Source organism: Curtobacterium sp. NPDC089991, from assembly GCF_044748425.1.
Taxonomy (GTDB): domain Bacteria; phylum Actinomycetota; class Actinomycetes; order Actinomycetales; family Microbacteriaceae; genus Curtobacterium.
The window spans coordinates 872,683-895,468 of record NZ_JBIVGB010000001.1 but is presented as its reverse complement, the minus strand read 5'-3'; the positions used below and the strand labels follow the sequence as shown (position 1 = coordinate 895,468).

The window sequence follows — 22,786 nt, the reverse complement described above, 5'->3', positions numbered from 1 at the left end:
CGCGTGTTCGAGTCGGTGGCAGGGCTGCTGGCGGAACACGAGGACCTGACGCAGCAGCTGTCGGACCCCGCGCTCCACGCCGATGCGGCCCGGGCGAAGAAGGTGAACCGGCGCTACGCCGAGCTCAACCAGATCAAGTCCGCGTACGAGTCCTGGCAGGCGGCGGGGGACGACCTCGCCGCCGCCCAGGAGCTCGCGCGTGAGGACTCGGCGTTCGCGGACGAGGTCCCCGAGCTCGAGGAGCAGTTGGCGGAGCGCCAGGAGCGTCTCCGCCGGCTGCTCATCCCGCGCGACCCCGACGACGGGCGCGACGTGATCATGGAGATCAAGGGCGGCGAGGGCGGCGAGGAATCGGCGCTGTTCGCGGCCGACCTCCTGCGCATGTACTCGCACTACGCCGAGACCAAGGGCTGGAAGGTCGAGCTCCTCGAGCGCACCGAGTCCGACCTGGGTGGCTACAAGGACGTCCAGGTCGCGATCAAGTCGAACACGACCGACCCGTCGCAGGGTGTCTGGGCGCACCTGAAGTACGAGGGCGGCGTGCACCGTGTGCAGCGCGTGCCGCAGACCGAGTCGCAGGGGCGCATCCACACCTCGACGACCGGCGTGCTGGTGTTCCCCGAGGTCGACGAGCCCGAAGAGGTCGCGATCAACCAGAACGACCTGAAGATCGACGTGTACCGCTCCTCCGGTCCCGGCGGGCAGTCCGTCAACACGACGGACTCCGCGGTCCGCATCACCCACCTGCCCACGGGCATCACGGTGGCGATGCAGAACGAGAAGTCGCAGCTGCAGAACCGTGAGGCCGGCATGCGCGTTCTCCGTGCACGCATCCTCGCGCGGCAGCAGGAGGAGCTCGACGCGATCGCCTCGGACGCGCGCAAGTCGCAGATCCGCGGGATGGACCGTTCGGAGCGCATCCGGACGTACAACTTCCCGGAGAACCGGATCGCGGACCACCGCACCGGTTACAAGGCGTACGACCTGGACCGCGTCATGAACGGTGCGCTCGAGCCCGTCGTCCAGTCCGCCATCCAGGCGGACGAAGAGGCACGTCTGGCCGCCATCGGCGACCAGGACGCGTAACCGCTCACCCCGCCTGGAGGCCCGGCTCGTGTCCGACACGCCCCTCACGTACGCCGCGGATCGCCTGCTCGAGCAGGCGGCCGCGGCGCTCGTCGCGTCCGGCGTCCCGACGCCCCAGGTCGACGCCGAGCTGCTGCTCGCGTGGGCGACCGACACCTCGCGCGGTGCCGTGCAGGCCCGCGCGATGACCGGCGGCGCGATCGCTCCGGAGCACGTCGAGCGCTTCCGGCACGCGATCGCCCGACGGAGCACCCGCGAGCCGCTGCAGCACATCACCGGGCAGGCGTACTTCCGGGCACTGACCCTGGCGGTCGGACCCGGCGTGTTCGTGCCCCGTCCCGAGACCGAGGGCGTCGTGCAGTTCGGCATCGACGCGCTCCGAGCCGTCGCGGTGCCGGCGCCGATCGCGGTCGACCTCGGCTCCGGCAGCGGTGCGATCGCCATCGCCATGGACACCGAGGTGCCGAACGCCGTCGTGTACGCCGTCGAACGGTCGCCCGAGGCCCTGCCCTGGACCCGCCGGAACACCGACGCCCACGGCGGCACGGTGCGACTCGTCGAGGGAGACCTCGCCGACGCGCTGCCCGAACTCGACGGCACCGTGTCCGTCGTGGTGTCGAACCCGCCGTACGTGCCGGACGACGCAATCCCGATCGACCCCGAGGTCCGCGACCACGATCCCGCGATGGCGCTGTACGGCGGACCGGACGGCCTCGACGCCGTGCGCGCCCTGGCCGAGACGGCGTGGCGGTTGCTCGTGCCCGGCGGGGTGCTCGTCATCGAGCACGCCGAGCCGCAGGGCGCCGGCGTCCGCGAGGTCCTGGCGCGACGGGGGTTCCGGACCCCGGAGACGCACGTCGACCTGACGGGTCGCGACCGCACGACCACCGCGACCCGGTAGGCGGACGCCCCCCGGGCCTCCCGGTCGGTGTGGCGTGCTTGGCGTTACCGAGCTGTCTGCCGTGCCGTGCGTTGCCGTACCGAGCGGAAACGGGCGTACCTGGCCGTTCAGAACGACCAGGTACGCCCGTTGCTTGTTGCCATCTCGAACGTGATGGGAAGGATCAGGCGACGGGGGAGGCCTCGCGCTGCTGCGCGACGAAGGCGCGGACGTGCTCGCGCAGGTCGGTGTCGCGCTCGACCAGGACCGCGTGGATGCCGACGCTCCGGGCACCCGCGATGTTCTCCGGCATGTCGTCGGCGAAGAACGTGCGCTCGGCGGGCACGCGGTGGTGCTCCATCGCGCGGAGGAAGACCTCGGGCTCGGGCTTGCGGGCGCCGAAGTTGCTCGACGTGTCCAGGTGCTCGCCGAACAGCCCCGGCAGTGACGGTGCCCACTGGTGGATCCACCGACCCGCGAGCGGCCCGTTGTTGGTGAGCAGGCCGACACGCCCGTGCTCACTCGCGATCCGGACGGCCTCGATGCGCTCCGGCAGCTCGGTCATCGCGGACCCGCGGATGCGCGCCCACTCGGCCTCCGGAACGTCGCACTCCATCGCCCGCTCGAACGCGGCGAGGTACTCGTCGCCGTCGGCGAAGTCGCCGGCCTCGGCACGCATCTCGTGGCCGCAGTCCCACCAGCGGCGTCGGAGCTCCTCGAACTCGTGTCCGGTGAACTCGGAGAGTGCGGCCATCCGCACCTGCCAGTCGTACCGGACCAGGACGTCGTCCATGTCGAAGAGGAACAGGAGGTGGGGCGCAGGGGTCTCGTTCACGATGTCCTCCATTGTGTCGCACTATCATCGTCGAGTCATGGCATCCCGATACGACTGCACCGACTCCGACGGGCTCCTGACCGGGATGCGGCTCGCACGTGCCGCCCTCGGGCGCGGAGACCTCGTCGTCGTCCCCACCGACACCGTCTACGGCCTCGCCGCGGACGCCTTCAACGCGGCCGCCGTCCAGCGGCTGCTCGACGCGAAGGGCCGGACGCGGCAGTCGCCGCCGCCGGTGTTGATCCCCGGCCCGCCGACGCTCGACGCGCTCGCGAGCGACGTGCCGCAGCAGGTGCGCGACCTCGTCGCCGAGTTCTGGCCCGGCGGCCTGACCGTGATCCTGCGCGCGCAGCCGTCGCTCGACTGGGACCTCGGCGAGACGCGGGGCACGGTCGCCCTGCGGATGCCGGACTCGCGGATCGCGCTCGAGCTCCTGCAAGAGGTCGGTCCGCTCGCGGTCTCGTCCGCGAACTCGACCGGCGACCCGGCCGCGATGGACGTCGATGCCGCGGAGCGGATGCTCGGCGACAGCGTCGCCGTGTACCTGGACGGCGGCGCGATCGGGGAGCACGAGGGCTTCGAAGCCTCCACCGGCTCGACGATCGTCGACGCGACGGGGCTGTCGGACGGCGGGAAGCTCCGCATCGTCCGACACGGGGTGATCTCCGACGACGAGATCATCCGGGTCGTCGGAGCCGACCTCGTCGGATGAAGTACTACCTGCTGGCGGGGGCGATCGCCGCGGTCGTGAGCTTCCTGGTCAGCGTGCTGGTGTGGAAACTCGGGCTGAAGTACAAGTGGTACCCCCAGGTCCGCGAGCGCGACGTGCACCGCACGCCGACTCCGCGCCTCGGCGGGATCGCGATGTACATCGGCGTCATCGTGTCGCTGTTGGCGGCGTGGTTCCTGTTCCCGTCGATCGCGGGGACCGACTACTTCCGGCTGGTGTTCTCCGAGCCGGGCCGCGTGCTGGCGGTGCTCGGGGGCGCGACGATCATCGTGGTGCTCGGCGTCGCGGACGACATCTGGGACCTCGACTGGATGACGAAGCTCGCCGGGCAGATCATCGCTGCGGGCATCCTCGCCTGGCAGGGCGTCGCGATCGTGTCGCTGCCGATCGGCAACACCCTGGGCGTGGGCTCGTCGTACATGAGCCTGATCTTCACGGTGCTGGCGGTGGTGCTCGTGATGAACGCGGTGAACTTCATCGACGGACTCGACGGCCTGGTCGCCGGGGTCGCGATCATCGCCGGCGGGGTGTTCTTCCTCTACACGTTCTTCATCAACCGCGTGGTCGTGCAGACCGAGTTCTTCTTCAACCTGCCGTCACTGCTGACGGCGGTGCTCGTCGGGTCCTGCTTCGGGTTCCTCATCCTCAACTGGCACCCGGCGAAGCTGTTCATGGGCGACGCGGGAGCGCTGCTCGTCGGCTTCCTGATGGCCACGAGCGCGGTGTCGGTCACGGGCAACATCGACCCCGCCGCAGTGCAGACACGCCAGGCGCTGCTGCCGGCGTTCATCCCGATCCTGCTGCCTTTCGCGATCCTGATCGTGCCGATCCTGGACTTCGGCCTGGCGGTCACCCGTCGGCTCAGCGCCGGCAAGTCACCGTTCTCGGCCGACCGCAAGCACCTGCACCACCGCCTGCTCGACATGGGGCACTCGCACTTCCACGCCGTGCTGATCTTCTACGCGTGGACCGCCACCGTCGCGGTCGGGTGCCTCCTGTTCCTGTTCGTGGACTGGTACTGGGTGGTCGCCTTCGTCGCGGTCGGCTTCACCGTGTGCGCCGTCGCCACGTTCGCGCCGCTCGGCCGGAAGCGCACCGAGATCGCTGCCCAGACCGCCAACCGTTCCGCCGCCGTGGTGGACGCCAGCCTCGACCCGCTCGACCGGGCCGCCAACGACCGCACGATCCCAGGAGACATCACGTGACCGCACCGAACGCGCTCGACCACGTCCGGCCGGTGTTCCGCCGCATCATCACGTGGGGCGCCGTGCTCGCGGTCGCCCTGGCGATCGTCGGGGGAGTCGTGGGACTGCTCGTCGCCGACACTCCCGGGCTCGTCGGCGGCCTGCTCGGAGCCGTGCTCAGCGTGGTGTTCCTCGGCCTCACCGCGGTCAGTGTCCTCGTCGCGCTACGAGTGTCCAAGGGGCAGATGATCTCCGGGGCCTTCTTCGGCATCGTGATGGGCACCTGGCTGCTCAAGTTCATCGTGTTCATCGTGCTGCTGGTGGCGCTGAAGGACCGTACCTGGGTGGACTTCCCGGTGCTCGCGATCGTGATCATCGCGGGGGTCGTCGGGTCCCTGGTCATCGACGTCGTCGCGGTGGCGAAGGCCCGCATCCCGATCGGCGTGCAGCTGCCCGGTGACGGGTCGGGTGGCTCCGCAGACGCTGAGAACCCGACCCCCCGCAACTGAGAAGCCGGGAAGCCTCTCGCACCTGATAGGCTTCTCGGAGTCCGCCACCGGAGCCTTTCGCTCGGAGCGGGCAAGCCTCCACAACGTCCACCATCGCGTGCCATGATGTGCGCGCGCCGACACAGGAGACAGCGCTGCTATCCCACGCTCTTCCCCTGTCCCTCTCTGCTGCGGTTGACACCGTTGCGGCGGGGAGCAGCAAGGCCGCCGAGTTCCATGGTCCGTCGATCAACGAGTTCTTCCCGGATGCGATCTTCTTCGCAGGGACGCCGTTCGAGATCGATCGGGTCGTCCTCATCCGCTTCTTCGCCGTCGCCGTGCTCCTGGTGTTCGCCTTCGTGGGAACCCGCGCGCTGAAGCTCGTCCCGAACCGCGGTCAGGCGTTCATCGAGTACGCGTTCGACGTCGTTCGTCGCAACACCTTCGACAACCTCGGAGAGAAGGACGGCAAGCGATTCCTGCCGCTCCTGGCGACGATCTTCTTCGGCGTGCTGTTCATGAACCTGACCGGTCTGATCCCGGGCATGAACCTCGCCGGCACCAGTCGCATCGCGATGCCGATGATCCTCGCGATCGTCGCCTACGTCGCGTTCATCTACGCCGGCCTCCGCAAGCACCCGGGCACGTTCCTCCGGAACTCGCTCTTCCCGCCCGGGGTGCCGTGGTTCCTCTACATCATCGTGACGCCGATCGAGCTCGTCTCGACCTTCGTGCTCCGTCCGGTGACGCTCACCCTGCGACTCCTGATGAACATGGTCGTCGGGCACCTGCTGCTCGTCCTGTTCTTCTCGGCCACGCAGTTCTTCTTCTTCGACGCTTCGCTCGGCTTCAAGGCCTTCGGCGTCGGGACCCTCGCGTTCGGCATCGCGTTCAGCTTCTTCGAGATCCTCGTCGCGCTGCTGCAGGCCTACGTCTTCATGCTCCTCACCGCCGTCTACATCCAGCTGGCGCTGGCTGACGAGCACTGATTCCTCACTGACCCCCTACGGGACCGGCAACCGTCGGACCCGCACCTCGAAAGGAAAACACGTGGACGCAACGACCGTTCTCGCGGAGATCAACGGCAACATCGCGACGGTTGGCTACGGCCTCGCTGCGATCGGCCCGGCCATCGGTGTCGGCATCGTCGTCGGCAAGACGATCGAGTCCGTCGCCCGCCAGCCCGAGCTCCAGGGCCGCCTGACGACCCTCATGTACATCGGTATCGCCTTCACCGAGGCCCTGGCCTTCATCGGCATCGCCACGTACTTCATCTTCACGAACTAAGGTTCCTCGATGCACAACGCACTCATCATCGCGGCGGAGGAGACGCACAACCCCCTCATTCCGCCGCTGTACGACATCGTGTGGTCCGCGGTGGCCTTCCTCATCATCCTCGTGGTGATGTGGCGTGTCGTCACGCCGCGCATCACGAAGATGCTCGATGAGCGCACTGAGGCCATCGAGGGTGGCATCAAGAAGGCAGAGGCTGCTCAGGAGCAGGCCGCTGCTGCGCTCGACGAGTACAACAAGCAGCTCGCCGACGCCCGCTCCGAGGCGTCCCGCATCCGTGAGCAGGCCCGCGCCGACGCAACGGCGATCGGCAACGAGGTCCGCGAGCAGGCAGCGGCCGATGCAGCACGCATCACGGCCAACGCCCAGGCGCAGATCGAAGCCGAGCGTCAGAGCGCCGTCCAGTCCCTCCGGTCCGAGGTGGGCACCCTTGCCCTCGACCTCGCGTCCGGTGTGATCGGCGAATCGCTCAAGGACGACGCCAAGTCGTCGGCAGTCGTCGACCGCTTCCTCGCCGACCTCGAGGCCTCGCAGGCCACGAAGACGGGGGAGCACTGAGCATGCGCAGCGCTACCAGAGAAGCACTCGCGTCCACCAGGGCGGTGCTCTCGGACCTCGGTTCGAGCGCCGACCTGGCCGTGGGTGCCGAGATCCTCGCCTCCGGGCGTGCGATCGCCGGTGCGCCGCAGCTGCTCGGGCTGCTGTCCGACCCGACGGCCGACCCGGCCGGCAAGAAGGTCCTCATCGACCGCGTCTTCGCCGGTCAGTCGCACGCGACTCGTGCGGTCCTGACCGCGGTGGCCGGCTCGCGCTGGTCCTCGCACCAGGACCTGCTCGCCGGCATCGAGGACGCGGGCATCCGCGCCGTCGCCGCCACCGCGGGTACCGACTCGCCGATCGAGTCCGAGCTGTTCGCCTTCGAGACCGCTGTCCGTTCGGACGCCGGCCTCGAGCTGGCACTCGGCACGAAGCTCGGCAGCCCGGCGCAGAAGGGCGCGCTCGTCGAGCGGCTCCTCGGCCCCAAGGCGTCGCAGCAGACCGTGACGATCGTCTCCGCGCTCGTGCAGCAGCCTCGCGGCCGCCGCATCGGTGAACTCGTCCGCGATGCCTCGCGCATCGTGGCTGAACAGGACGGCAAGCTCGTCGCGACCGTGGTCACCGCCACGGCACTCACGACCGCCCAGTCGGCACGCGTTGCACGCGGGCTGGCCGAGCGCTACGGCAAGGACATCAGCATCAACCAGGTCGTCGACCCCACGGTCGTCGGCGGGGTCCGGGTGCAGATCGGCGGCGACGTCATCGACGGCACCGTGTCCACGCGGCTCTCGGAGCTCCGGCTCCAGCTCGCCGGCTAGGCGTACGGTCGAAGCCGCTCCTCCCAAGTCCACAACGGGAACTGCCGAGTCCGGCAGCGTCACCCTCTCGGAGCCGAAGGGCCCCGGAAAACCACAAGGAAAATCCCATGGCAGACATCACCATCAGCCCCGATGAGATCCGTGATGCCCTGAAGGACTTCGTCTCGAACTACGAGCCGACGAAGGCCTCCACGGCCGAGGTCGGGCACGTCACCGACGCCGGCGACGGCATCGCGCACGTCGAGGGCCTCCCCGGCGTCATGGCCAACGAGCTCATCCGCTTCGCGGACGGCACGCTCGGCCTCGCGCAGAACCTCGATGAAGACTCGATCGGCGCCATCGTGCTCGGCGAGTTCGCCGGCATCGAAGAGGGCATGGAGGTCACCCGCACGGGTGAGGTCCTCTCCGCCCCGGTCGGCGACGCCTTCCTCGGTCGCGTCGTCGACCCGCTCGGCGCCCCGATCGACGGTCTCGGCGAGATCGCTGCCGAGGGCCGTCGCGCCCTCGAGCTCCAGGCTCCCGGCGTCATGGCCCGCAAGTCGGTCCACCAGCCGCTGCAGACCGGCATCAAGGCCATCGACGCGATGATCCCCGTCGGCCGCGGTCAGCGTCAGCTGATCATCGGCGACCGCCAGACCGGCAAGACGGCCATCGCGATCGACACGATCATCAACCAGAAGGCCAACTGGGAGTCCGGCGACGAGGACAAGCAGGTCCGCTGCATCTACGTCGCCATCGGTCAGAAGGGTTCCACGATCGCCTCCGTCAAGGGTGCGCTCGAGGATGCCGGCGCGATGGAGTACACCACCATCGTCGCCGCTCCCGCGTCCGACCCGGCCGGCTTCAAGTACCTCGCCCCGTACACCGGCTCGGCCATCGGCCAGCACTGGATGTACTCCGGCAAGCACGTCCTCATCATCTTCGACGACCTGTCGAAGCAGGCTGAGGCCTACCGCGCCGTGTCGCTCCTCCTGCGTCGTCCGCCGGGGCGCGAGGCGTACCCGGGTGACGTCTTCTACCTGCACTCCCGTCTGCTGGAGCGTTGCGCGAAGCTGTCCGACGAGCTCGGCGCCGGTTCGATGACGGGTCTCCCGATCATCGAGACCAAGGCGAACGACGTCTCGGCGTACATCCCGACCAACGTCATCTCCATCACCGACGGCCAGATCTTCCTGCAGTCGGACCTCTTCAACGCGAACCAGCGTCCGGCCGTCGACGTGGGCATCTCGGTGTCCCGCGTCGGTGGTGACGCCCAGGTGAAGTCGATCAAGAAGGTCTCCGGCACGCTGAAGCTCGAGCTGGCGCAGTACCGCTCCCTCGAGGCGTTCGCGATGTTCGCGTCCGACCTCGACCAGGCGTCGCGTCGTCAGCTGGACCGTGGTGCCCGTCTTACCGAGCTCCTCAAGCAGCCGCAGTACTCGCCGTACCCGGTCGAGGAGCAGGTCGTCTCGATCTGGGCCGGCACCAACGGCAAGCTCGACACCGTCCCGGTGCCGGACGTGCTGCGCTTCGAGTCCGAACTGCTCGACCACCTGCGTCGCAGCTCCGAGGTCCTCACGACCCTGCGCGAGACGAACCAGCTCAGCGACGAGACCGTCGCCGAGATGTCGAAGCAGATCGACGAGTTCACGAAGAGCTTCCAGACGAGCGACGGCAAGACCCTCGGCTCCGAGCAGTTCGACGCGGCAGACTCCGAGGACGTCGACCAGGAGCAGATCGTCAAGGGTCGTCGCTAGATGGCAGCGCAGGTCCGGGTCTACCGACAGCGAATCAAGTCCGCGAAGACCACGAAGAAGGTCACTCGCGCGATGGAACTGATCTCGGCGTCGCGGATCCAGAAGGCGCAGGCCCGCATGGCTGCGTCCGGCCCGTACTCGCGAGCCGTGACGCGTGCGGTGTCGGCCGTGGCGACGTTCTCGAACGTCGACCACGTGCTGACCACCGAGCCGGAGTCCTCGACCCGTGCGGCCGTGGTGCTCTTCACCTCGGACCGCGGCCTGAACGGCGCGTTCAGCACGAACGTCCTCAAGCAGGGCGAGGAGCTCGCCTCCCTGCTCCGCAGCGAGGGCAAGGACGTCATCTACTACCTGGTCGGCCGCAAGTCCGTCGGGTACTTCGCGTTCCGTGAGCGTGCGTCGGAGCAGCAGTGGGTCGGCAACACCGACCAGCCCGAGTTCTCTACGGCCAAGGAGATCGGCGACGCCGTCGTGGCGAAGTTCCTCCAGGACACCGCAGAGGGCGGCGTGGACGAGATCCACATCGTGTTCAACCGGTTCCTCAGCATGGCGACGCAGGAGCCGCAGGTCGTTCGCCTGCTGCCCCTCGAGGTCGTCGAAGGGGTCGAGGAGCCCGAGGGCAACGAGCCCCTGCCGCTCTACGAGTTCGAGCCGGACGCCGATGCGGTGCTCGACTCGCTGCTCCCGGTCTACATCGAGAGCCGCATCTTCAACGCCATGCTGCAGTCGGCTGCTTCCGAGCACGCCGCGCGTCAGAAGGCGATGAAGGCGGCCAGCGACAACGCGGACTCGCTGATCCGTGACTTCACCCGACTCGCGAACAACGCGCGTCAGGCGGAGATCACGCAGCAGATCTCCGAGATCGTCGGCGGCGCCGACGCCCTCTCGTCGAAGAAGAAGTAGTCCGCGTCGTTCGCGGACAGATACCCACCCTCAGGAAGGCACCAGCCATGACCGACACCGCAACCACCGCGGTCGAGACGTCGTCGGCGCCCGGTGTCGGCCGGATCGCCCGTGTCACGGGTCCCGTCGTCGACATCGAGTTCCCCCACGACGCAATCCCGGAGATGTACAACCTCCTGTTCACGACCATCACCATCGGTGACTCGTCGCAGGAGATCGGCCTCGAGGTCGCCCAGCACCTGGGCGACGACCTGGTCCGTGCCATCTCCCTGAAGCCGACCGACGGCCTGGTCCGTGGCCAGGAGGTCCGTGACTCGGGCGCTCCGATCTCGGTCCCCGTCGGCGACGTCACCAAGGGCAAGGTCTTCGACGTCCTCGGGAACGTGCTCAACACGGACGAGAAGCTCGAGATCACCGAGCGCTGGCCGATCCACCGCAAGGCCCCGGCCTTCGACCAGCTCGAGTCGAAGACCTCGATGTTCGAGACCGGCATCAAGTCCATCGACCTCCTCACCCCGTACGTGCAGGGTGGCAAGATCGGCCTCTTCGGTGGTGCGGGCGTCGGCAAGACGGTCCTCATCCAGGAGATGATCCAGCGCGTTGCGCAGGACCACGGCGGTGTGTCGGTGTTCGCCGGTGTCGGTGAGCGCACCCGTGAGGGCAACGACCTCATCGGTGAGATGGAAGAGGCGGGGGTCTTCGACAAGACGGCCCTCGTGTTCGGCCAGATGGACGAGCCGCCGGGAACGCGTCTCCGCGTGGCCCTGTCGGCGCTGACGATGGCGGAGTACTTCCGCGACGTCCAGAAGCAGGACGTGCTCCTCTTCATCGACAACATCTTCCGCTTCACGCAGGCCGGCTCCGAGGTCTCGACGCTGCTCGGTCGCATGCCGTCCGCCGTGGGCTACCAGCCCAACCTCGCCGACGAGATGGGTGTGCTCCAGGAGCGCATCACCTCGACGCGTGGTCACTCGATCACCTCGCTGCAGGCGATCTACGTGCCGGCTGACGACTACACCGACCCGGCTCCGGCCACCACGTTCGCGCACCTCGACGCGACCACCGAGCTCTCGCGTGAGATCGCGTCGCAGGGTCTGTACCCCGCGATCGACCCGCTGACCTCGACGTCGCGGATCATGGACCCGCGGTACCTGGGCGCCGACCACTACGAGACGGCCACGCGCGTTAAGCAGATCCTCCAGAAGAACAAGGAACTGCAGGAGATCATCGCCATCCTCGGTGTCGACGAGCTCTCCGAAGAGGACAAGATCACGGTCGAGCGCGCTCGTCGTATCCAGCAGTTCCTCTCGCAGAACACGTACATGGCGAAGAAGTTCACGGGCGTCGAGGGCTCCACGGTGCCGCTCAAGGACACCATCGAGTCCTTCCGCGCCATCGCCGACGGCGAGTTCGACCACGTTGCGACGCAGGCGTTCTTCAACGTCGGTGGCATCAACGACGTGGAAGAGAAGTGGGCACAGATCCAGAAGGAGAACCGCTGACATGGCGGGTCTCAACGTGAGCGTCGTCTCGGCCGACCGTGAGGTCTGGTCGGGCGACACCACCATGGTCGTCGCACGCACGACAGAGGGCCAGATCGGCATCCTCGCGGGACACGAGCCGATGCTCGCGATCCTCGCGCAGGGTCAGGTCCGCATCACGCGGGCCGATGGGTCGACCGTCGCGGTCGACGCCGAAGACGGCTTCCTGTCGGTGGAGCACGACACGGTGACGATCGTCGCGCGGCAGGCCGCGCTGGCGTCCTGACCGGACTGACCGTCCTCCTCCCGCCTTCGGAGACGAAGCGGGAGGGTGGGGACACGAGCCGCACGCTCGATCTGCGTGCACTCACGTTCCCGGAACTGGCCGAAGAGCGGGCCGCGGTGATCACCGCGGCCCGCTCTGTCAGTTCCGAGGAGTCCTCGGCCAGGACGGCTCTGAAGCTCGGCCCGAAATCTATCGCCGAACGGTTCCGCAACCTCGAACTCGACACGTCGGGCACGATGCCGGCGATCGAGCGCTACACGGGGGTGCTCTACGACCCCCTCGGCGCGCAGACCGCCGACGCGTCGACGCGGGCGTGGTGGCACGACCACGTGGTCGTGCAGTCGGCCATGTTCGGACCGATCGGTGCTGGTGACCCGATCCCGGCGTACCGCCTGTCGCACGACTCCCGGCTCGGGACGATCCGATTGGCGTCGCACTGGCCCGCGGCCTCGTCCCGGGTCTTGGCCGATCGGGCGGACGGCCTGGTGCTCGACCTCCGGTCCGAGGGCTACCGCCAGCTCGGTCCCGTCCCGGACGCGGTCGCCCCGCGCGTCGTGAGCATCGACGGCTCCGGTCGGCGGCGGGCGTTGAACCACTGGAACAAGACGGCGAAGGGCCGACTCGTCGCGCTGCTCGCGCGCACCGGAGCGGTCGTCGCGACCATGGACGACCTGGTCGACTGGGCCGCCGCGAACGGTGTCGTGGTCGAACGCAGCGACTCCGGCTGGGACCTGGTCGCCGAGAGCCTGGAACCCGTCACCGTCTGATCATCGCCCCGGTCCGTCCTCCACAGGTCGGGCCGGGGCGCTGCTGTCCACAGGTGGTCGGTTCGTGCCTGACTGGAGGCCCGGATCACGCTTCGATGGCGTGCATGATCCCCTTGACGGCACACACCCCCGACCACACCGCAGTCCGGTTCCCTCGCGAGATCGCGGCGGCGGTCACCCTCCCGGCAGCGGCCGCAGCGCTGGTCACGTCCGGCGTCGGCGCTGGCTCCCGCGTCGGCGCGATCGCGATCGTCACCGCCTGCGGTGCGCTGTCGACCCGCATGGCGCTCATCCCGTTCCTCGCCGCTCGAGACCAGCCGGATCCGCGGGCCATCCGGGGGTTCGACCCGTTCGACGACCCGACGCCGCCGGCGTTGCACGGCCTCGGACCGGAACCGGACCGTGCTCGGCTGCGCACGGCCGGCGACCGGTGTGCCGAGGCCTGGCGGGTCTGGCGCGCCGAGGGTGGTCAGGTGGACTGTACGGCCGGAGCCGCAGGTGCGCTCGCACTCGGGGCCTGGTGCGCGTGGGCGCTCGGGTCGTCCGCCCGCGCCGAGACACGGGCGCGCTACGCCCTCGAGACCCGTGCCGACGACCCGCTCGCCGGGCTGGTCCTGCGGTCGGTCCTGGCCGGCAGTGCGCCGACGTGGGCCGGGCCCCGTCGTGACCGGCACCGATCGTGACCGGCGCGGACGGCCGTCGGTGCGGTGCGACGGGTCGACCGGATCGTCTACGGTGGAGGACACCACATCCGAAGGGCTCCGGTTGCGCGACGACGACATCGAGGACACCGTCATCCGGCGACCCCGCGGTGCCGGGGGCGGCGATCGCTTCGACGACGTGCTCGGTGACACCGTCATCCGGCCGCGCACGGAGCCGTCCGAACCGGTCGGTGACCGTGCCGACGACGGCGCCGACGACGGAGCCGACCCGGAGGACACGGTCGTCCGCGCCGGTGTCCGGAGCGCCGCCGGACCGAGCGTGCCCGCCGGAGCCGCCACGGGCCTCCCGTCCGTCCCTGCCGCGCCCGCGGCGCGCGTGCCGTCGATCCGCATCGGCGACCGCACCTTCCGACTGGACCACCCGGTCGTCATCGGACGGCGTCCGTCGCTGCCGCGGATCACCAGCGGCCCCGAACCGGAACTCGTGACGGTGCGGTCTGCCAACGGGCAGGTGTCGTCCTCGCACGTCCGCATCCACGCCGAAGGCGAAGCCGTGGTGGTGCAGGACCTGCGGTCCACGAACGGCACCGTCGTCCGACCGGCCGGCGCGCCGGTGTACCGCATGGCATCGGGTGCGTCGATCGTCGCGCTGACGGGTACGGTAGTCGAGGTCGGTGACGGCAACGCCATCGAGGTCCTCTCGCCGTACCTCCGGGTCGCACCGACGGCGGACGGGTTCCCACCGGTTCCCCCGTGGCCCACCGACCAGACAGCACACGGCACGCCCCGAACCCCCAGAGAGCGATCCTGAAACGTGACCGAACTCGGCCGAGCAGCGACTGCGCACGCCATCGACGTCCCCGGTGCCGACGGCGCCACCCTGACGCTCTCGTGGGGAGCCGCGACCGACGTCGGTCGTCGCCGTGACCACAACGAGGACAGCTACATCGTCGGGGCGCCGTTCTTCGTCGTCGCCGACGGCATGGGCGGACACCTCGCCGGCGACCGCGCGAGCGACGCCGTCGTGCGTCGACTCGAGCAGGTGACGCAGGAGCCCTTCACCACGCGGCAGGGCATCCAGCGGGCGCTGCTGCTCGCCACGGCCGACATCGAGCGCGCAGCCGGCGGCAACGCGATCGGAGCGGGCACGACCGTCACCGGCATCGCCCTGGTCGCGTCACTCGGCCAGCCGGCGGCCCTCGTCTTCAACGTCGGCGACTCCCGGACCTACCGGATCGAGGACGGCGTGCTGCGCCGCGTCACCGTGGACCACTCCGTGGTGCAGGAGATGGTCGACGCCGGGTTGTTGCGGGCCGAGGACGCCGAACAGCACCCGGACAGCAACGTCATCACCCGCGCGGTCGGCTTCGGCGAACCGCCGGCGCCCGACTGGTGGACCCTGCCGCTCCGCGCGGGCGACCGGTACATCGTCTGCTCCGACGGCCTGACGAAGGAGCTCGGCGACGCCGGCATCGCGCGCATCGCAGCGCGGGAAGCCGGTGCGCAGGGACTCGCCGAACGCCTCGTCGGCGACGCGGTCGTCGCCGGGGGCCGCGACAACGTCACCGTCGTGGTGCTCCAGGTCGACGCTGCCCCGGACGACGGCGACCTCGAGGACACCCTGCCGCGGCACTGACCGCCGGCACAGGACCCCCCGAACTGGGGGAGTGCGCCCGTCCACAGGTGGTCGGTGTGCGGATCGACGGTCACCGGCGCTTCGTACAATGACTGTGCCACGACGAGAGAGTTGGCCGCTCGGCCGGGGAGGAGATGTCGATGGCGCGTCGCCTGCCGTCCAACCCGCCCGTGATCGGCGGCTTCAGCCCCGTGCACGTCCTCGGTTCCGGTGGCTTCGCCGACGTCTTCCTCTACGAGCAGGACATGCCGCGTCGTCAGGTCGCGGTGAAGGTGCTGCTCGACGAGGTCGTCGACGACCGCGTCCGGCAGATGTTCCAGGCCGAGGCCAACCTGATGGCGCGGCTCAGCACCCACCCGTCGATCCTGACGGTGTTCCAGGCGAGCGTCGCGGCTGACGGACGTCCGTACTTGGTGATGGAGCTGTGCTCCTCATCGCTCAGCGAGCGGTACCGGCGGGAGCCGATCCCGGTGTCCGAGGTGCTCTCGATCGGTGTCCGGATCGGGTCGGCCCTCGAGACCGCCCACCGCGAAGGCGTGCTCCACCGTGACATCAAGCCGTCGAACATCCTGCTCACGGCGTACGGCAACCCCGTGCTGTCCGACTTCGGCATCGCGGCCACCATCGGCGGGACCGACCCGGACGAGCCCATCGGCATGTCGATCCCGTGGTCGGCGCCCGAGGTCCTGATCGACGAGTCCCGGGGCACGATCCAGTCCGAGGTGTACTCGCTCGCCGCCACCGTGTACTCCCTGCTCGCCGGTCGCAGCCCGTTCGAGGTCCGGGGCGGCAAGAACGGTGCGAGCGACCTCATGAGCCGGATCGACAAGGGGGGCGTCAAGCCCACCGGTCGGACCGACGTCCCACCGTCGCTCGAGCGCCTGCTCGCCACCGCGCTGTCCCGCAAGGTGCCGTCGCGCCCGACGACCGTGCTCGAACTCGTGCGCGGGTTCCAGCAGGTCGAGGCCGAGCTCGGGATCCCGCAGACCGCTGCCGACGTCGCGGTCGAGGCGTGGGCAATCGCGACCCCGACCCCGGAGGGCGACCGGACCATGATCCGCGAGCTCCAGCCGCCGTCCCGGGTCGGCACCCGTCGCCGCACCCGTCGCGCGGTCCAGGGCGGCGTCGTCGCCGGCGGTTCGCAGAGCGTCGGCACCGTCCACCGCACCGGATCGGTCACACGTGCTCGTCGACGCACCCGGTCGACACTCGTCTGGGCGACGTCCCTCGCCGTCGTCGTGGTCGCCGCCCTCGCCATCGCGACCGTGGTCGTCGTCGGGCGGCTCGGCGCCGGGGCGATCCCCGTGGTGGCCGACGTCCGCGCACAGCCGTCGGCGCAGTCGGTGTCGTTCTCGTGGGCGGACCCGGGTCTCAAGAGCGGCGACACCTACGTCATCTCGTCGAACGGCGCGTCCAGCCAGCAGACCGGCACCACGTTCGTGGTCTCCGGGCAGCGCGGCGACGAGGAGTGCATCGCGGTCGCCGTCAACCGCGACGGCAAGACCGGTGCAGCGAGCGCGCAGAAGTGCGCGACCGTCGGGAGCACCGGGTGATCCGCGCGCTCGTCGCGAAGCACCGATCCGCCGCCGTCACCACCGGGGTCTCCGTCCTGGTCGCCGCGGTCGTCGCGACGACCGCGATCGTCTCGACCGGGTACCACACGCAACGAGTCGACCTCGGGGACGGCACCGTCTGGGTGCCCTCCGCCGAGTACGGAGCGGTCGGCCGGGCCAACACCGGGGTCCTCCAGCTGAACACCGCCGTCGAGACCGCGAGCGACGACCTGGCGGTGCTGCAGCGCGGGTCAATGGTCTACAGCGTCGACCAGACCAAGGGGACCGTGGCCAAGGTCGACGTCGCCGACGCCACCGTCGGCGACGCCGTGACCCTGCCCGCGGGGACACCCCAGGTCTTCTTCGCGGGGGACACCGCGGTGATCGGCAACCAGGACACCGGCGAGCTGTGGGCGACGCCCGCTGCCGACCTCGCCGAGTTCGACGCCTCGACCAAGGCCGACCTGACGCTCGGGGCGGACACCGTCTTCGACGCCTCGGACGGACACGTCGCGGTGTACTCGGCGAAGACCGGCACGGCATCGCTCGTCGACGTCGGGTCGACGTTGTCCGTCGACCAGCGGTGGAAGGTCGACATGGACCGCACCGACGACTTCCAGGTCGCGACCTTCGACGGCCACCTGGCCGTGCTCGACCGCACCAGCGGCGCCCTGTCGATCGACGGCCGCACCGTGGAGCTCGGCGACCGGGTCGGCGCGTCACCCGCGCTCCAGCGATCGTCGGACACCTCGTCCGACGTCACCGTCGCGGGTACCGCCGGACTCGTCCGGGTCAGCGCCTCGGGGTCCGTCGACGCCACCGCGCTCCAGGTGTCCGGACGTGCGGCGCGCCCCTACGTCGACGGGTCCTGCACCTACGCGGCGTGGGCCGGTGGCCAGGCGATCGACACCTGCGACGGCAACGCGCTCCAGCGGCTCGCGAGCACCGGCGGGACCAGCACGATTCAGATCCTGCACAACGGGCAGACCGTCGTCGCCAACGATCCGTCGAGCGGTCGTTCCTGGGCGATCGACCGCAGCGGCCAGCTCATCGACAACTGGGCCGACCTCATCAAGCAGGACGACGAGCAGCAGCAGGAGCAGGTCTCCGACGACGACCCCGAGGTCGACAAGGACCAGAAGCCGCCGGTGGCGGTGGACGACGACCTGGGCGCTCGTCCGGGACGCACCACGAGCCTCCCGGTCCTGCTCAACGACTACGACCCGAACGGTGACCCGATCATCGTGAGCGAGGTCGGGTCCATCTCGGAGTCCGCCGGCCGCGTCGCCATCGTCGCCGACGGCCAACGGCTGCAGGTCACGCTGTCGTCGCGCGCGACCGGCACCGTGACCTTCCCGTACACGATCACCGACGGCAACGGCGGATCGGACACGGCGACCGTCCGCGTCACGGTGCGGCCGGAGTCGCAGAACGAGGCCCCGCGGCAGGTGCGCGACACCTCGGCGGACGTGGTGCAGAACGGACACGTCGTCAGCAGCGTGCTCGGCGACTGGGTCGACCCCGACGGCGACCCGGTGTACCTGAAGTCCGCCACCGCCTCGGACGGCGACCGGGTGTCGACCACCCCGGACGGCCTGCTCGACTTCCGTGCGGACAGCGGCCGGACGGGTGACCGTGCCGTGCAGCTCGTCGTGAGCGACGGACGCGCCGACGGCCGTGGCTCGGTGACGGTGCGCGTGGCGAAGCAGGGGAGTGTGCCGCTGCGTGCCGACCCGTTCCCGGTGCAGGGCTACGCCGGCAAGGCCTTCACGGTGGAGCCGCTCGACCACGTCCGCGGCGGCAACGGCACCGTGACCCTCACGAGTGTGTCGTCGTCGGCGGGGCTGACGGTCACCCCGAGCTACGACGCGGGCACGTTCCGGGTGCAAGGGGCGAGTGCCGGCGACCACCAGCTCGAGTACACCGTGACCGACGGTGTGAAGACGTCGAGCGGCATCGTCCGGGTCACGATCCTCGCGCCGCCGGACGCCTCGACCGCGCCCATCACGACCCCGAAGACGGTCTTCGTCAACACGCTGTCGAGCAAGGACACCGACGTCACCGCGACCGACATCGACCCGGCGGGCGGGGTGCTGCTCGTCACCGCCCTCGACGGACCGGTGCGGGGCAGCGGGGTCCAGGCGAGCATCCTCGACCAGCACACCGTGCGCGTCACGCTGACCGCACCGCTCGACGGGCCGGTGTCGTTCGGCTACACCGAGACGAACGGCCTGGCGTCGTCCACCGGCACGATCACCGTCGTCGAGATCCCCAAGCCCGACCGGATCCAGCCGCCCGTCGCCCAGCCCGACAGCGCGACCGTCCGGGTCGGCGACGTCGCGAACATCGACGTGCTCGACAACGACACCCAGCCCGAGGGCGAGCCCCTGACCCTCGAGCCCGAGCTCGTGCAGAACGTGCCCGGCGACGGCGGTCTGCTGTTCGCCTCGGGCGACCACCTGCGCTACCTCGCGCCGAAGACCCCCGGCAACTACACCGCCGTCTACCGGGTCGCCGGTCCGGACGGCCAGTACGCCGACGCCGCCGTCTCGATCTCGGTGCGCGAACGGGACGCGGCGACGAACAACCCGCCGGTCCCGCAGACCGTGACCGCGCGGGTCGTGGCGGGTTCGTCGGTGCGGATCTCGGTGCCGCTGAACGGGATCGACCCGGACGGCGACTCGGTGCAGCTCGTCGGCGTCGGGTCGAACCCGGACAAGGGCTCCGTCACCGACGTCGCCTCCGACGCGCTGACCTACGAGGCGGGGGACTACTCGGCCGGCACCGACGAGTTCACCTACACGGTGGTCGACGCCCTCGGCGCACGTGCCACCGGTACCGTCCGCGTGGGCATCGCCCCCCGGGCCGAACAGGCGTCGAACCCCGTCGCCGAGGCCGACCACGTGACCATCCGCCCCGGCGGGTCGGTGACCGTGCGTGTGCTGCAGAACGACTCCGACCCCGAGGGCGGCCAGCTCACCGTGTCGGCGGCCGAGCCCACCGCCGACGACGTGTCGGCGAAGATCCTGCGGAAGCAGCAGATCCGGGTCACACCCCCGAAGACCGCGAAGTCGGGCGACTACGCCGTGCTCTACACGGTGGCGAACGCCAGCGGGGGATCGAGCACCGCGTTCCTCACCGTCACGGTCGACCCGGACGCGCAGCCCCTCCGCCCCGAGGTCGACGACACCACCCTGGACCTGCAGGACATCCTGCGGCGCGAGAGCGTGACCGTCGACGTGCTCGAGAACGTCTTCTTCGCCGAGGGCACCGCTGCCGACCTGCAGGTCGGGATCGTCGACGGCTACGGCGACACCGCACGGCTCACCGACGACGGACGGATCACGGTCCGGCTCACCGACGAGTCCCAGGTCATCCCGTTCTCGGTCGCACGGGTCGACCACCCCGACATCGTGTCCTACGGCTTCATCAACGTCCCCGGGTTCGACGACGCCCTGCCGCAGATCAACCGCTCGGCCGGTGCCGTCACCGTGAAGAGTGAGGCGACGGTCCGGATCCCGCTCGAGGACTACGTCGTGACCGCGAACGGCCAGACGGCGAAGATCACGGACCGCGGCACGGTGAAGGCGACGCACGCGAACGGCCAGAGCCTGGTCGTGGACTCGTCGACCCTGCAGTTCACCTCGTCGAAGCTGTACTACGGCAACGCGTCCATCTCGTTCGAGGTCACGGACGGCTCCGCGGCCAACGGCGGGAAGGGCCGGGTCGCGACGCTCGTGCTCCCGGTCACCGTGACGCCGCGGTCGAACCAGCCGCCGGCGTTCACCGGCTCGGCGGTCGAGATGCAGCCGGGCGAGACGCGCACCGTCGACCTGACGAAGCTCACCGACTACCCGTACCCGAAGGACCTGCCGGAGCTGCGCTACTCCGTCGTCGGTCGTCCGGCGGCCGGCACCACCGCCACGATCTCCAAGCAGCAGCTGACCATCACGGTCGCCGACACCGCGAAGAAGAACACCACGGCGTCGATCGGCATCGGGGTGCAGGACGACGCGAACGCCGGACGTGCCGGCACCGTGACCGTCGGGGTCGTGGCCTCGACGCGTCCGCTCGTGCAACCCGGCGCCGACCGGTCGATCACCAAGCGCGGTGCGACGACCACCATCGACGTCCTGACGAACGACCAACCGACGAACCCGTTCCCCGGACAGCGGCTGCGCGTCGTGAACATCCGTGGTCTGTCCGGCGGGCTGCCGAGCGGCGTCTCCGTGACCCCGAGCGGCGACCGCACCCGTCTCCAGGTCCGCGTCTCCGACAGCGCCAAGCCGGTGGACGCCCACCTGCAGTACCAGGTCGCCGACGCCACGAACGACCCGGACCGCTACGTCTGGGGCGACGTGACGATCTCGGTGCAGGACGTCCCCGACGCCCCCGGCACGCCCACCCGGACCGGGTCCTACGACGGTGGCCAGGCCACGCTGACCTGGTCGACCCCGCAGGGCAACAACTCGCCGATCACCGGGTACCGCGTCACCGGCACGAACGGCGTCGCGAAGAACTGCGGCACCGCCACGGTCTGCACCCTGACCGGCCTCGACCCGAAGGCGTCGTACCGCTTCCAGGTCATCGCCACCAACGCGATCGGCGACTCGAAGCCGTCGGGCAGCTCGGCGCCGATCAGCGCCGACTTCGTGCCGGCACCGCCGAAGGGCATCACCGTCACGCCGAACGGGTCGACGCCGAACCAGCTCGACGTCGCGTGGAAGGCCGTTCCCGCTCCGAACCGGGGCAGCGCGGTCGACGACTACATCGTCACCATCGAGGGACCGGGGCTGTCCGGTACCCGGCACACCGGCACGGCGACGAGCACCTCGTTCACCGGAGCGCAGAGCGCCGCGCAGTACAAGGTGACGATCTCGGCCCGGAACGACGCCGACCGCAACGGCACCGTCGTGCAGTGGAACTCGGCGTCGGCCACGGGTACGGCCGTCGGGACGCCCTCGGTCCCGACGCTGAACGCGACGCGTGACCAGTCCCCGGGGAAGACGACGGTCTCGCTGAGCGCGACGGAGAGCGACTGGGCCGGCAGCGGTCGGACGCTCACGATCGTCCGCTACCCGCCGGGCGTCGACATCCCCGGCGGTTGCACGACCACGGGCTCGGACAAGAAGTGGGACGGCAGCAGCGCGACGGACACGTTGAGCTCGAACGGGAACTTCCAGTACGTCGCACTGGCCGACAACGGGCTGTTCTGCACGCCGAGCCGTGCGGCGTCCGTCCAGGGGTACGCGGCACCGGGTACCGCGTCCGCCGACATCGCCGTGGAGAAGTTCAGCGATGACGACGGCACCTACGCGATCCGGATCCGCAACCCGCGCGCCCAGGCGAGCCCGAACGGATCGATCGACCACTTCGCGTACTCAGTGAACGGCGGCGGCCTCGTGTCGTTCGGCGCCAACGGTTCGTGGGTGAGTGGCGTGGCCTTCGGGTCTGCGGTCAGCGTGACCGTGGTGGCGTGTGCCGACGGCACGTCGAACTTCTGCGGCAGCGGCAGCACGGTGGACGGACTCCGACCGGTCCAGACACGTGCGACGCTCCCGGACTCGATGACCGCCGGCACCCAGGTCACCGTGAACGCGGCGCCGAGCAACAGCGGGTACCAGCCCTCGGGCTACCGCGTGTCGTTCTGCCTGGTCGACCGGCCCTGCGGCGGCGGTCAGGTCTACGCGCCGAACGCCTTGCCGACGGTCGAGGACTCGCTCCTCGCGAACTACGTGGTCGTCGCGGCCATCGTCGACGGGCACGAGGACCCGAGCCCGCCGAGCGCACGGATCGCAGCAGCGCCGGCGCCCGACCCCGAGCCGGAGCCGTCCGATCCGGGCGAGCCCGATCCGGAACCCGCGCCCGGCTGACCCGGTTCCGCTGCCCGCTGACCGTACGCTGCACCTAC

The 22,786-nt window shown here is 69.9% G+C and carries 20 protein-coding genes; 19 read left to right on the top strand and 1 reads right to left on the bottom strand.

What is annotated here, in order from left to right:
* The first annotated feature begins 3 nt into the window (after positions 1-3).
* Together prfA and prmC are read left to right on the top strand one after the other, a co-directional pair.
* Complete coding sequence (prfA, locus tag ACIPV1_RS04255; protein WP_123294274.1) at positions 4-1,086, top strand: peptide chain release factor 1; 1,083 nt, start codon at positions 4-6, stop codon at positions 1,084-1,086.
* A gap of 28 nt (positions 1,087-1,114) precedes the next feature.
* Positions 1,115-1,987, top strand: a complete 873-nt coding sequence (prmC, locus tag ACIPV1_RS04250; protein WP_123294275.1) for a peptide chain release factor N(5)-glutamine methyltransferase — start codon at positions 1,115-1,117, stop codon at positions 1,985-1,987.
* Positions 1,988-2,150: 163 nt separating this feature from the next.
* Here the strand turns inward: prmC and ACIPV1_RS04245 are convergent, their stop codons facing one another.
* Positions 2,151-2,801, bottom strand: a complete 651-nt coding sequence (locus ACIPV1_RS04245) for an HAD family phosphatase (RefSeq protein WP_165900970.1) — start codon at positions 2,799-2,801, stop codon at positions 2,151-2,153.
* Between the two features lie 37 nt (positions 2,802-2,838).
* On the opposite strand from ACIPV1_RS04245, the gene ACIPV1_RS04240 reads away from it, so the two are divergent.
* The 17 genes from ACIPV1_RS04240 to ACIPV1_RS04160 all read left to right on the top strand — a co-directional run bounded on the left by ACIPV1_RS04240 (position 2,839) and on the right by ACIPV1_RS04160 (position 22,748).
* The gene (locus ACIPV1_RS04240) at positions 2,839-3,513 is read left to right on the top strand and encodes an L-threonylcarbamoyladenylate synthase (RefSeq protein WP_123294277.1); all 675 of its coding nucleotides are present in this window, start codon (positions 2,839-2,841) and stop codon (positions 3,511-3,513) included.
* Positions 3,510-4,736, top strand: coding sequence for an MraY family glycosyltransferase (locus tag ACIPV1_RS04235; RefSeq protein ID WP_111083866.1), 1,227 nt, complete (start codon positions 3,510-3,512; stop codon positions 4,734-4,736). The genes ACIPV1_RS04240 and ACIPV1_RS04235 overlap by 4 nt, the downstream gene beginning before the upstream one ends.
* Positions 4,733-5,224: a hypothetical protein gene (locus ACIPV1_RS04230; protein ID WP_123294279.1), complete on the top strand. Its 492-nt coding sequence runs from the start codon at positions 4,733-4,735 to the stop codon at positions 5,222-5,224. The genes ACIPV1_RS04235 and ACIPV1_RS04230 overlap by 4 nt, the downstream gene beginning before the upstream one ends.
* A 107-nt stretch (positions 5,225-5,331) precedes the next feature.
* The gene (gene atpB, locus ACIPV1_RS04225; RefSeq protein ID WP_333925860.1) at positions 5,332-6,192 is read left to right on the top strand and encodes a F0F1 ATP synthase subunit A; all 861 of its coding nucleotides are present in this window, start codon (positions 5,332-5,334) and stop codon (positions 6,190-6,192) included.
* Between the two features lie 61 nt (positions 6,193-6,253).
* On the top strand, positions 6,254-6,490 hold the full coding sequence (gene atpE, locus ACIPV1_RS04220) for an ATP synthase F0 subunit C (RefSeq protein ID WP_027465781.1): 237 nt from the start codon (positions 6,254-6,256) through the stop codon (positions 6,488-6,490).
* A 9-nt stretch (positions 6,491-6,499) separates the two neighbouring features.
* Positions 6,500-7,054 (top strand): F0F1 ATP synthase subunit B, encoded by a 555-nt coding sequence (locus tag ACIPV1_RS04215; protein ID WP_123937768.1) that lies wholly within the window; start codon positions 6,500-6,502, stop codon positions 7,052-7,054.
* Positions 7,055-7,056: 2 nt separating this feature from the next.
* Positions 7,057-7,851, top strand: coding sequence for a F0F1 ATP synthase subunit delta (locus ACIPV1_RS04210; protein WP_123937769.1), 795 nt, complete (start codon positions 7,057-7,059; stop codon positions 7,849-7,851).
* 107 nt (positions 7,852-7,958) lie between these two features.
* Positions 7,959-9,587: a F0F1 ATP synthase subunit alpha gene (gene atpA, locus ACIPV1_RS04205; protein WP_123937770.1), complete on the top strand. Its 1,629-nt coding sequence runs from the start codon at positions 7,959-7,961 to the stop codon at positions 9,585-9,587.
* Complete coding sequence (locus tag ACIPV1_RS04200) at positions 9,588-10,490, top strand: F0F1 ATP synthase subunit gamma (RefSeq protein ID WP_123937771.1); 903 nt, start codon at positions 9,588-9,590, stop codon at positions 10,488-10,490. It abuts the gene before it with no gap.
* Between the two features lie 47 nt (positions 10,491-10,537).
* Positions 10,538-11,992 carry a F0F1 ATP synthase subunit beta gene (gene atpD, locus ACIPV1_RS04195; RefSeq protein ID WP_065959250.1) on the top strand — a complete coding sequence of 485 codons (1,455 nt, stop codon included), beginning with the start codon at positions 10,538-10,540 and terminating at the stop codon, positions 11,990-11,992.
* 1 nt (position 11,993) lies between these two features.
* Positions 11,994-12,257 (top strand): F0F1 ATP synthase subunit epsilon, encoded by a 264-nt coding sequence (locus tag ACIPV1_RS04190; RefSeq protein ID WP_017885743.1) that lies wholly within the window; start codon positions 11,994-11,996, stop codon positions 12,255-12,257.
* Complete coding sequence (locus tag ACIPV1_RS04185; protein ID WP_402725873.1) at positions 12,254-13,024, top strand: YaaA family protein; 771 nt, start codon at positions 12,254-12,256, stop codon at positions 13,022-13,024. The genes ACIPV1_RS04190 and ACIPV1_RS04185 overlap by 4 nt, the downstream gene beginning before the upstream one ends.
* A 104-nt stretch (positions 13,025-13,128) precedes the next feature.
* On the top strand, positions 13,129-13,707 hold the full coding sequence (locus ACIPV1_RS04180) for a hypothetical protein (RefSeq protein WP_165900971.1): 579 nt from the start codon (positions 13,129-13,131) through the stop codon (positions 13,705-13,707).
* 52 nt (positions 13,708-13,759) lie between these two features.
* Complete coding sequence (locus tag ACIPV1_RS04175; RefSeq protein WP_260154707.1) at positions 13,760-14,497, top strand: FHA domain-containing protein; 738 nt, start codon at positions 13,760-13,762, stop codon at positions 14,495-14,497.
* A gap of 3 nt (positions 14,498-14,500) precedes the next feature.
* Complete coding sequence (locus tag ACIPV1_RS04170) at positions 14,501-15,322, top strand: PP2C family serine/threonine-protein phosphatase (RefSeq protein ID WP_123294286.1); 822 nt, start codon at positions 14,501-14,503, stop codon at positions 15,320-15,322.
* Between the two features lie 140 nt (positions 15,323-15,462).
* A complete protein-coding gene (locus ACIPV1_RS04165; RefSeq protein WP_123937774.1) occupies positions 15,463-16,875 on the top strand; it encodes a serine/threonine-protein kinase in 1,413 nt (470 codons plus the stop codon).
* Positions 16,872-22,748, top strand: coding sequence for an Ig-like domain-containing protein (locus ACIPV1_RS04160; protein WP_123937775.1), 5,877 nt, complete (start codon positions 16,872-16,874; stop codon positions 22,746-22,748). The genes ACIPV1_RS04165 and ACIPV1_RS04160 overlap by 4 nt, the downstream gene beginning before the upstream one ends.
* Positions 22,749-22,786: the final 38 nt, after the last annotated feature.

What these genes read in the sequence shown, in the direction of transcription:
- ACIPV1_RS04240 (WP_123294277.1), top strand. Translation starts at nt 2,839, where the DNA reads ATGGCATCCCGATACGACTGCACCGACTCCGACGGGCTCCTGACCGGG.
- ACIPV1_RS04235 (WP_111083866.1), top strand. Translation starts at nt 3,510, where the DNA reads ATGAAGTACTACCTGCTGGCGGGGGCGATCGCCGCGGTCGTGAGCTTC.
- ACIPV1_RS04215 (WP_123937768.1), top strand. Translation starts at nt 6,500, where the DNA reads ATGCACAACGCACTCATCATCGCGGCGGAGGAGACGCACAACCCCCTC.
- ACIPV1_RS04210 (WP_123937769.1), top strand. Translation starts at nt 7,057, where the DNA reads ATGCGCAGCGCTACCAGAGAAGCACTCGCGTCCACCAGGGCGGTGCTC.
- atpA (WP_123937770.1), top strand. Translation starts at nt 7,959, where the DNA reads ATGGCAGACATCACCATCAGCCCCGATGAGATCCGTGATGCCCTGAAG.
- ACIPV1_RS04200 (WP_123937771.1), top strand. Translation starts at nt 9,588, where the DNA reads ATGGCAGCGCAGGTCCGGGTCTACCGACAGCGAATCAAGTCCGCGAAG.
- atpD (WP_065959250.1), top strand. Translation starts at nt 10,538, where the DNA reads ATGACCGACACCGCAACCACCGCGGTCGAGACGTCGTCGGCGCCCGGT.
- ACIPV1_RS04190 (WP_017885743.1), top strand. Translation starts at nt 11,994, where the DNA reads ATGGCGGGTCTCAACGTGAGCGTCGTCTCGGCCGACCGTGAGGTCTGG.
- ACIPV1_RS04180 (WP_165900971.1), top strand. Translation starts at nt 13,129, where the DNA reads ATGATCCCCTTGACGGCACACACCCCCGACCACACCGCAGTCCGGTTC.
- ACIPV1_RS04165 (WP_123937774.1), top strand. Translation starts at nt 15,463, where the DNA reads ATGGCGCGTCGCCTGCCGTCCAACCCGCCCGTGATCGGCGGCTTCAGC.